Raw genomic sequence first — 8,314 nt, forward strand, 5'->3', positions numbered from 1 at the left:
CCCGCGTCTTCTCGATGTCCGCTCTGGCCCCGACTGCCGACGTGCCGGACACGATGGCGATCTTCGCCTTCGGGCCATGAGCCGACATCGCTCCAAGCAGCGATACTTGTCAGGCTCCTTAGCGGCCGTAGGGGAAGCAGCGGTGGCGATCGAGCGTGAGACCGAAATGCGCTCCTAGCGCAGCGATGGCCGCATCCTGCTCAGGATAAGGATCGGCATTGCATGCGGCAACGATGATGATCCGGAACCCGCCGCGATCCTTGCCACCCGGTGGCAGCATCGCTGTAGCCAGTGGATTACCCTCCCTGTCACGCAACGTGAGGAAAAGCGGCATCTCTCGCTGTACATGGGCCTCGAGGCCGATGTCGCGCTCGATCGCGTTGGGCTGCTCCGGACGCCAGGATTGGACTGCCTTCTCTCGCTCGCGGCAGAAATATTTCTCGACTGTGTGGCGCATCAGGCGCGACTCTTGCACCGCTTCACCTTCCGTCTCGATACGGAACCAGGTCTTACCCTTCGGCGCGTCGCAAACATACTGCATTTCGCCCATCCTGATCGCCGCAATTCTAGGTCGGCGGGCCCGCAAAGCCAGAATGTCATTCTCGTCGCGTTTCGATCTTTTGCGTTTTTACACAGCCAGGGTCAATCGCGTCACTTTGGCCGCGTGCCGTTCTCTACCGGTCTACCCCTGTGAACGGATATCGTCAGACCGCCTCGGCATGTCTCAATAGGCCAACAGGCGACATGGTACCACCACAGCAAAAAATCCCGGCACTTGGCCGGGATCGATACTTCACGCCTTTTTGGTAAACCAAATCGTTGGAGCTTTCGCCACTCCCGCTTTCTGCATGGCATTCTTCAATTCAGCACTCTCCGCAAAGGCTTGCGCAGCTTCAATCGTGGCAAACTCGTGAGTTACTGTGATGTCATTGGGATTTTCGACTGCTCGGTAGACAGCCTCGGCTGCTACGCCCTTCGCCTTCTGAACAGGAGCAAAATCGTCGTAAACTTTCCGCCAGGTCTTGTAGTCGGAAACCGTGTGTCTAACAAACATAGTCGTCATCAGATGTTCCTCCCAGACTGGTCGTAGCAATCTTTCCACGAACGCTTGAAACAGCACTTCCAGTAGCACCAGTATAATACCGGCCACTGCTTGGAGCTATTTCATTTCCGGGTTGCACTGATGCCATCGGACGCTTGCCCTTTGTCCGATAAAACTGAGGCGTGCTGCCACTTCGCTGATGGGCTAACTCCGGGCGGTCTTGTGGGAGCAGCATCATCGCCTCCGCACTCGGCGCCAATAGGTCGTGGCCGCACACTTACTGCGACCCGCCACAGGACCAGTCAGTGACACTGACCTGCGTATTCAGTTGGTCGCAGTGTGAAGTTGCTGACGCCGGGTCCGAACTTCAGGCCTAAGCAAACTGAGGCATTATGCCTCTTGGGCGAAACACCCATTTCTAGGGCGCGTCCGTTCTCGTAGAATGTGGTTGCCCTTGAAGCGGGATGTGCCGAAGTCACCGTTCGGGACGAACGAGCAGTACTAGCGCTGTCGGCAGGTACGCTACCCTAAGAGACCGCCCCCTTTTCGGTTTCACACCACGATTTCACATTCCACACGCGCGCAGCTTTTGCGGCGGCTTGTTGCAGTAACCTAGGGAGAAAAGCGATGAGCAAGATCGATCGAAGGTCTGCATTGACATTCGGGTTGGCAGCGGCTTCGGCGGCCATGATAGAGCCCGCCGCCGCTCAAACTACGGGCTACAAGGACACAACTCCGTGGCCAGGTGTGGTGGTGCGTGAGTATGATGGCGAGACACCATCGCTGATCCCGGGTTTTAAGACCGTCTCAATGCGCGACATCATCATGCAGCCGGGATCGAAGACCATGGGGCCCCCGATGATGAATGCCATGGTCTGCCATATCACCGAAGGAGAGCTTCGGCTTGAGCAGGACGAAAAGACCTTTACCGGCAAGAAGAATTTTGTCTGGACCTGCAACAAGGACACAAAGGAGCAGGCGTTCAATGATGGGAACGTGGTCGCGATTATGCGGATCACGGACCTAAAGGCCTAAGGCTCGTTTCTTCGCAAAAAAATCGATTGTAGTTGCGAATGGCGCACGCGACGGCGCACCGATCGCGTCGGTTTGCCCTCTGACGTGACTTCCTGGTTGCGCCGAACTCTAGATATGTCGCTGCGCCAACCGACGCGAGACAAACGTCTAAGGGCTAGTTGGCGGACGATATGAAATCGACGAGCGCCGCGACAATTGGTCGGGGCGTCTCAATTCAAGACTACTGCAACATGAAGAGAGAGAGGGAGAGAGAGAGAGAGGGAGGCCGATGTCTGAATTGGGTCATTCGCGTCGGTTTGGCCGATAGTTAGCGACTTCGGTCTAGCCCCGTGAACGGACATGTAGCGGCAGCCCGCCGTGGAAGCGAAGGCCCAATAGGCGACGTCACGCCCAAACGTGACTGACGCAATGCCGCGGCTAGCGAAGTGGGCGGGGCCGGCTGAACAAGAAACGGCTGGGAGTGAACTTTCGGGCTACTGCGAGCGCGCTGCCCTCGCACGTTTCGAGCGCGATCTTCTGGGCCAGCATGACGTCTCCAATCGGAAGGTCGCCAACGGGCAGGAAACACAAGCCGATCCTTGGACGGCCGTTTTCGCCGATCTCGCAGACATTCACAGCCGCTCCCGCATAGATTCTGTAGCGGTTGCCCGTGTCGCCGCCGACCACATCGAAATAGCCCGTCTGCGCGAATTGCCGCCGCTGGACGGGCGAGAGGTACTGCCGCAGCAGTAGCAGCGCGTGTCCTTCCGGAGTCCTCTCGGCGCCGTGTCGAATGAACAGCGCCTTTGCGGCCCTCCTCCGTGAGCGTTCACCCGGCCGCGACCGCCTGAACAGCCACACAGCTCAGCGATTCAGCCGCCGACCAGCCGGGGGAAGAAGAGAGTTTCTTCCGCAGTGGGGTCGAACGATCGGATCCGCGACACCTGACCTGAACCGGTCCGGACCGCGGCGGTGAAGCCGACGTTCGTCAGCTCGCGAAATCGCTGCTCGGCCTTGGCTACTTCTCGTGCATCGTCCGCGTCGAAGAAGTGACGGCTGTCGCCGGTACTGTCCATCACAGTCTGGATCGGCATGCGGATCTCTCCTTGTTGATCATGACTGAATATTGTTGCAGCTCTGAAGTTCCTCGATCCGCACCAAAGCTACTGCCTCCGCGCCTCGCAACCAAGGCTTCGGTATGGTGGTACGCAGATGGCCCGCAAGTCAGGGCGCAGTTTTTGTGGACTTCGGCGAACAGCATCAGCCCGCCACAGCATCACCGGATATGGCCATTGGTCGAAAGTCGGTCCGCATCCTTCCACAAACCAGCTTTCGCATTCACATACCATAATTCACCTGATGGAGAGCGCAGTTATGCTCAGAGTGGGCGTTGCGAGTTCAGAGGCTTTCATGCCGTACTACGAATTCGAGCTTGTCACCTATGCAACATGCCAGCATCAAGGCGGAATGATCCTTGAAGATCGACAAGGAGCGGCGGACCAAACAGAACGTCTCGCGGCAGAGCTCACGCTGGTACGACCAGAACTGATGTCCCACAATTCTGCAATTCGGGTTCGAGATCACAGCAACGCTGAAATCTATCGCACTGCGCTCGATGCTCTTGCAATCCGGAACGCCACCCAGGTCCCGGCACACCATTGTACTCACGATAGCACAACGTTCGTGCTGCCGATTGGACATTCATCCGGCTGCTCCACCAACTGCACCCAAGCTCACCGAGGCGGGTTCAATTCGCCTGCAAGCCAACCGACCGCATCTGTCTTCATCGGATCCACAGCGAACGACGCCGTCTCGGTACGTTCGCAGGTCGAGCATTCGAACGTGCGCTTCTCGAATCCGGACTTGCCGGGAGAGATGCGCGCCAATGCCATCCGGTGTTTGCATACCGGACACATCGGCCGTTCGTTGATACACGCAGTCATCCACTGGCCCCAAAGAATACTCATTTACCCCAATCCGATTTTCGAAACGACAAATGGTGAGCGCTAGGCAGCAGCTAAGTCATGCTGACCAGGGGTGAAACAGCCTTCAATGTCGGTTGGGAGAGGAGTCGCCGCCAAATGCTCCCAGTATTCTGCCTCGGCGAGCAGTTTCCAGCTTCTGTCAGGATGAAGCGCGGCACTCTGCCGACAGAGCGCCGCCATCGCGCGCAAGCGCTGTGCGGTTTCCATTCCAGCCTCCCATGTTTTCCCATCTTATTTTTTGCTTTTACGCTGGAGTCATTATGATTATGCGTCAGAACTAATTTTTGTTTTTCCCGACCGCGACTCGATACGCGCTTGCTGCGGTTGGCTTTCGTTTCGAGCGCCGACGCTGTTCATTTAGCGCAATGTTCCGACTGGACATTCGTCCTGGTTGAAGCCTTGTGCTCTGACGGACCACGGCTCCGCCACGCCTTTTGGTGCACATGCGGTGCTCGCGAACGATACAGGGAAGGAATTTCGGCGCGGAGAGAAGGACCTCTTCAGCCCTGGCCTGATCACGCAGTTACGACTTGGAACGCGCGCTTGCTCCACCATCCGCGGTCGCCCCCAGGGGAAACGCCCCCAGAGCGTCCGCCATCGCAATTCTCACTGCCTTAAAGATCATTATGGCCGGACTTTTGACTCCCTCAAATGGAGCTGCGAGTCAGGTTTCATCGTCATCGCCATCGTCGTCCTGATCGTCTTCGTCCGAATCGACGGCCATAGCTTCGATGTAGTCACGGCAGGCATCCCGCAGTGTGCGACACGATGTCGGATCGTCAGGGAAAACCACCATCCCCCGGTCTTCCTTCCATAGATGGAAAAGGGCGATGTGAGCGACATGACGCCCGCGCGTGCTGCACGATATCCGTGCGGCTACACAACGCAGTTTCAGCGGTCGATAAGTTATCGTTGACTTGTCGTTTTGGAAAGCCGCCGCACCACTTAGCCTCGTGGTGGCCGGCACCACCCGTAAATTTCCCAAGTGCCGGCAACCAGGCGCAATGGTTAAGTTGCGACAGGTTTGAGCGCCGCATCATGAAAACACAAAAGCCAAAGCAATGGGCCGACCGCGAGGTCCAGCAACTGTCCAAGCTGGCCCGGGCAGGCGCTGGCGTATCGAAGATCGCAGCCAAGCTGGGCCGTCACGCAGGATCGGTGAGGCGAATGGCGGGAAGGATAGGGATACTGTTGAAGAAGTAGCCGTTGAGGAAGCTCGCATGCCTCGCGCGAATGATGGCATCACGGCTTACCTACAACCCAAAACCGCGACTAATCTCCCGCACAAGCCTGCGCGCAGCTCAGTATTTCGACCATAGAAGAGCACCTGATTGAGCTGCGAAGGATGGTCAGCCCAAATAGCGCGATAGCAATACCTCTAAACATGGTGGTGGACCGGGTTGCCCCGGCCTTCGAGGGATTGGGGGGAGCTGGGCACGACTGCATTACCCACTTTGGGGCCGTGTGCCGGGAACACTCGGTAATCAGCGAAGCGTTCCAACGCCGCACCGTCGCAAAGACTCAGCGGCCTCTGCCAGAGCCTTCCGACGAAGCCGAGGGGCAGCTAAAGTTGGCGTGCCACAACTTCAAAGAGATGAACGGGCTGGGGAAACTGGAAAAGGCGTATGCCGCGATGGCGCTCGCGAACGGGACGGAGCGGTTTCGACGGTGATCAATACGCGCCGCTCCGCTTCGCGCACGCGGGCCCGAAGACACTCCAGTTCGGACAATTGAGACGCAAGCCGTTCCTGACGCTCATGCAGCCGCACAATGGCGTCAACCGCTAGACCGGGATGTTCACGCATGTCGTGTACCCCCCAACCAAGCCTTCTAACATGCTTGGATCATGGCCCGTCGGCGGACCAATCGGGAAAATGATGCAACAGAGACTGAAATCGGCCGACGTTGTTCCAGCATCCACATATGTGAATCGTATGTTGCTGTTGGAAGTTAATTCGGCGGAGTGCATCAGGCGCCGCGCGAAGGCGCAGCCGAACTGTCCGGTGGTGAGCGCCATTCCGCGCGATGCAGGGCTTTACGTTCGGTCGACCTGTCCCGGCTCAGCGACCCGACTCTTCTCACCAGTGGTCCAACAAAAGACGCGGCGCTGGCTGGGATTTCGTCCACGTCTGCATAGACGACCATTCCCGCGTCGCCTTCTCCGAGATCAAGCTCGACGAACCGGCGGCCGTACGCGAGCCGGACGAAAACTAGATTGACGCGTGTTCGGCCGTGGGTGCTATAATATCCCCCATGGGCTGGGATGCGAAAGACATAGGGCTCCTCATCAGGCTCTGGTCCGCAGGACATAGCGCGGCGCAGATAGCGCGCCGGCTCGGATGCAGTCGTAACGCGGTCTGCGGCATGCTGACCCGTCAGGGCCTAAAGCGCGGTCACAAGCTGCCCACGGCAACGCCTAAGATAAGGCCGACCCCGAAGCTGAGGGCGACGTCGTGGCAGCTTGCGCCGGTCCAGTCGCAAAGAAGATCTCGCGGAACGCGGCGGAGAGGCAGCAGCCCAAGCAATTCAGCAAGCAGCAGCTTTACGAGATACTGGCTGAGGCGGTCAAAAATACTGGCTAAGAGGTCACCGCGAATGCCGTTGCGCTGCGCTCAGTATCGGCTCGGCTCGACGGTTCGGGGGTCGTGCCCCTTCCCAAGTTCGTCCCGTTCGCGTCAATCGCGTCGGTGTAGTCCTCCGCGATGACTTCCGGTTAGCCCCGATGAGCAGACGTCTTTGGCGCCATCGCAGGGTCTCAAACGGGCCAGAAGCTGCCATTTCTCTTGCCGCGTCGGCGATACTGTCTATGGATGTCGGCCTCTCCTGGCTTGACCATGAACTGCACCGTCCAACCAGCTTCGACCTGGCCGGATTTGAGCTTCCGCTCGCGACGCCGAGCCGGAAGGGAGTGCCACGTCGACCAGGTCCCGGCGACAACGGACGCGGGATGCGTCAGGTTTCCTTGCGCGGATTGTACTTGCGCCCGGATTGGCTAAACGTCCACGCCTTGCGCGCGGTCGTGACGCTTGGTGGCACGCGCAGCCAATGGCACCTTCGCGAGCCGTCCGGCTGAGGTGTAGGGTTCATAAGCTCGATCATCACGATCGGCTCGTCGTCTCCGCCCGGGAAGTCGCGCCGCCACAGCGTGCCGTAGCGCTCGTCGCGGTCCAACTGCTCGCCTCCGGCGTCGCGGATGTAGGCTGCTGCACCGCTCACGTCTTCGCCATAGCGGTACCCCTCAATCATGACGCGGCGTATTTCAGCGTTTCGCTCGCCGTCGATCGCAGTCGTGCTGATGGTGTCGGGACGTTCAATGACATCGCCCGGGACCCGTACGCCGTGGGCGGCGTAAATCGTCCAGCCGTCGGGGTAGGCGACCGCCGGTCCGGTTTCACCATGCAGCCGCCCGTGGTCATCGCGATGAAGAATGTTGGGCCGTTCCGAGCAAATATTCTGATGCGGGAGCGCCCACCCTGCCGATTGCGCCAGTTCCCAACGACCGGACAGCTTGTCCGTCTCTTCGACCAGGCCGACCACGTCCCGGAGATAGCGATGTACTGCGAGCCATTCGGCGCGACCGATAGACGCTGTAAACGACGGCATCGCGGACGCTGTCCAACGCAGTCCGCGATGCTGTGCCAGACGTTGACCGTGACACCGAGCCAGATGCTCATCAAGATGCTGTCAATGCTGTTCCAGACGATGGGAGTCACGCGGTCCTTGACCCTGTCACTGACGCTGTACCAGACGCCGCTCCCGACGCTTTCCCACACGCTGTCCCCGCTGTCTCCGGCGCTTTCCAGGACGCTGTTCTCGACGCTCTCCGCGACGCCCCTGCTGATTTTTGTGTTCTTGTCGAGCATGTGGGGGGCGCGGATGGTCGCACGGGTTAGCCCCATCGACATGGGCGAGCCACACCACACGATCTTCGCGGCGGGGGGCGCAAGGCCGCCCTGACGGTACATCTCACGGATCGCCGCCTCAGCACGTGGCCGGTCGGCAGGATCGGTGCAGAGATTGATCAACGTCCACCTCGCGGCGTATTCCGCCCTGCGTGCCATTTGCTCGGGCGTTAGGCGTTGGATTTTCTTCGGCGACATGATTTGGACATCGGCCCGCGGCGAGAATGGTGTGTGTCATGGTCTCGAAAATTGCGCTGCAGTCAATGCCCGGGGACGCCGAGCGATGCCAGCAACGTCCGCTAGACTGTATGTCCCCCCACAAAATGAGGCGACTCACCCTCGATGTTGCGACGAGGGTTGCCCGGATGGAC

12 protein-coding genes and 1 pseudogene are annotated in these 8,314 nt (G+C 59.1%); 7 read left to right on the top strand and 6 right to left on the bottom strand.

Going from position 1 to position 8,314, the window contains the following annotated elements; all coding sequences use genetic code 11:
- Window positions 1-118: 118 nt before the first annotated feature.
- Complete coding sequence (locus tag AC0L3A_RS39295; RefSeq protein WP_245285917.1) at window positions 119-550, bottom strand: hypothetical protein; 432 nt, start codon at window positions 548-550, stop codon at window positions 119-121.
- Window positions 551-793: 243 nt separating this feature from the next.
- Complete coding sequence (locus AC0L3A_RS39300) at window positions 794-1,063, bottom strand: antibiotic biosynthesis monooxygenase (RefSeq protein ID WP_007595388.1); 270 nt, start codon at window positions 1,061-1,063, stop codon at window positions 794-796.
- Window positions 1,064-1,669: 606 nt separating this feature from the next.
- On the opposite strand from AC0L3A_RS39300, the gene AC0L3A_RS39305 reads away from it, so the two are divergent.
- A complete protein-coding gene (locus AC0L3A_RS39305; RefSeq protein ID WP_007595390.1) occupies window positions 1,670-2,077 on the top strand; it encodes a hypothetical protein in 408 nt (135 codons plus the stop codon).
- A 417-nt stretch (window positions 2,078-2,494) separates the two neighbouring features.
- On the opposite strand, the gene AC0L3A_RS39310 is transcribed toward AC0L3A_RS39305, so the two are convergent.
- Window positions 2,495-2,917 carry a hypothetical protein gene (locus tag AC0L3A_RS39310; RefSeq protein ID WP_007601179.1) on the bottom strand — a complete coding sequence of 141 codons (423 nt, stop codon included), beginning with the start codon at window positions 2,915-2,917 and terminating at the stop codon, window positions 2,495-2,497.
- 11 nt (window positions 2,918-2,928) lie between these two features.
- Window positions 2,929-3,150 carry a hypothetical protein gene (locus tag AC0L3A_RS39315; RefSeq protein ID WP_007601178.1) on the bottom strand — a complete coding sequence of 74 codons (222 nt, stop codon included), beginning with the start codon at window positions 3,148-3,150 and terminating at the stop codon, window positions 2,929-2,931.
- 316 nt (window positions 3,151-3,466) lie between these two features.
- On the opposite strand from AC0L3A_RS39315, the gene AC0L3A_RS39320 reads away from it, so the two are divergent.
- On the top strand, window positions 3,467-4,066 hold the full coding sequence (locus AC0L3A_RS39320) for a hypothetical protein (RefSeq protein ID WP_157158656.1): 600 nt from the start codon (window positions 3,467-3,469) through the stop codon (window positions 4,064-4,066).
- Here the strand turns inward: AC0L3A_RS39320 and AC0L3A_RS39325 are convergent.
- Window positions 4,063-4,248 carry a hypothetical protein gene (locus AC0L3A_RS39325; protein WP_007601176.1) on the bottom strand — a complete coding sequence of 62 codons (186 nt, stop codon included), beginning with the start codon at window positions 4,246-4,248 and terminating at the stop codon, window positions 4,063-4,065. The genes AC0L3A_RS39320 and AC0L3A_RS39325 overlap by 4 nt on opposite strands.
- An 831-nt stretch (window positions 4,249-5,079) precedes the next feature.
- Between AC0L3A_RS39325 and AC0L3A_RS39330 the strand changes: the two genes are divergently transcribed.
- The 4 genes and pseudogenes from AC0L3A_RS39330 to AC0L3A_RS39345 all read left to right on the top strand — a co-directional run bounded on the left by AC0L3A_RS39330 (window position 5,080) and on the right by AC0L3A_RS39345 (window position 6,747).
- Window positions 5,080-5,244, top strand: coding sequence for a hypothetical protein (locus AC0L3A_RS39330; protein ID WP_198288274.1), 165 nt, complete (start codon window positions 5,080-5,082; stop codon window positions 5,242-5,244).
- A gap of 422 nt (window positions 5,245-5,666) precedes the next feature.
- Entirely contained in the window at window positions 5,667-5,828 is a 162-nt protein-coding gene (locus AC0L3A_RS39335) for a hypothetical protein (RefSeq protein ID WP_007601174.1), read from the top strand.
- A 274-nt stretch (window positions 5,829-6,102) separates the two neighbouring features.
- Window positions 6,103-6,222, top strand: a pseudogene (locus AC0L3A_RS39340) (IS481-like element IS481 family transposase); the annotation flags it as partial.
- A 72-nt stretch (window positions 6,223-6,294) separates the two neighbouring features.
- The gene (locus AC0L3A_RS39345) at window positions 6,295-6,747 is read left to right on the top strand and encodes a GcrA family cell cycle regulator (protein ID WP_245286006.1); all 453 of its coding nucleotides are present in this window, start codon (window positions 6,295-6,297) and stop codon (window positions 6,745-6,747) included.
- A 246-nt stretch (window positions 6,748-6,993) separates the two neighbouring features.
- Here AC0L3A_RS39345 and AC0L3A_RS39350 read toward each other — a convergent pair whose 3' ends face one another.
- A complete protein-coding gene (locus AC0L3A_RS39350) occupies window positions 6,994-7,644 on the bottom strand; it encodes a DUF6745 domain-containing protein (RefSeq protein WP_051058475.1) in 651 nt (216 codons plus the stop codon).
- 27 nt (window positions 7,645-7,671) lie between these two features.
- Here AC0L3A_RS39350 and AC0L3A_RS39355 point away from each other — a divergent pair, with 27 nt between their 5' ends.
- Window positions 7,672-7,998, top strand: coding sequence for a hypothetical protein (locus AC0L3A_RS39355; protein WP_035994314.1), 327 nt, complete (start codon window positions 7,672-7,674; stop codon window positions 7,996-7,998).
- Window positions 7,999-8,314 lie beyond the last annotated feature (316 nt).

This window comes from Bradyrhizobium sp. MI1.3, assembly GCF_055811695.1.

What these genes read in the sequence shown, in the direction of transcription:
- AC0L3A_RS39295 (WP_245285917.1), bottom strand. Translation starts at nt 550, where the DNA reads ATGGGCGAAATGCAGTATGTTTGCGACGCGCCGAAGGGTAAGACCTGG.
- AC0L3A_RS39300 (WP_007595388.1), bottom strand. Translation starts at nt 1,063, where the DNA reads ATGACGACTATGTTTGTTAGACACACGGTTTCCGACTACAAGACCTGG.
- AC0L3A_RS39305 (WP_007595390.1), top strand. Translation starts at nt 1,670, where the DNA reads ATGAGCAAGATCGATCGAAGGTCTGCATTGACATTCGGGTTGGCAGCG.
- AC0L3A_RS39315 (WP_007601178.1), bottom strand. Translation starts at nt 3,150, where the DNA reads ATGCCGATCCAGACTGTGATGGACAGTACCGGCGACAGCCGTCACTTC.
- AC0L3A_RS39320 (WP_157158656.1), top strand. Translation starts at nt 3,467, where the DNA reads ATGCCGTACTACGAATTCGAGCTTGTCACCTATGCAACATGCCAGCAT.
- AC0L3A_RS39325 (WP_007601176.1), bottom strand. Translation starts at nt 4,248, where the DNA reads ATGGAAACCGCACAGCGCTTGCGCGCGATGGCGGCGCTCTGTCGGCAG.
- AC0L3A_RS39330 (WP_198288274.1), top strand. Translation starts at nt 5,080, where the DNA reads ATGAAAACACAAAAGCCAAAGCAATGGGCCGACCGCGAGGTCCAGCAA.
- AC0L3A_RS39335 (WP_007601174.1), top strand. Translation starts at nt 5,667, where the DNA reads ATGCCGCGATGGCGCTCGCGAACGGGACGGAGCGGTTTCGACGGTGAT.
- AC0L3A_RS39345 (WP_245286006.1), top strand. Translation starts at nt 6,295, where the DNA reads ATGGGCTGGGATGCGAAAGACATAGGGCTCCTCATCAGGCTCTGGTCC.
- AC0L3A_RS39350 (WP_051058475.1), bottom strand. Translation starts at nt 7,644, where the DNA reads ATGCCGTCGTTTACAGCGTCTATCGGTCGCGCCGAATGGCTCGCAGTA.
- AC0L3A_RS39355 (WP_035994314.1), top strand. Translation starts at nt 7,672, where the DNA reads ATGCTGTGCCAGACGTTGACCGTGACACCGAGCCAGATGCTCATCAAG.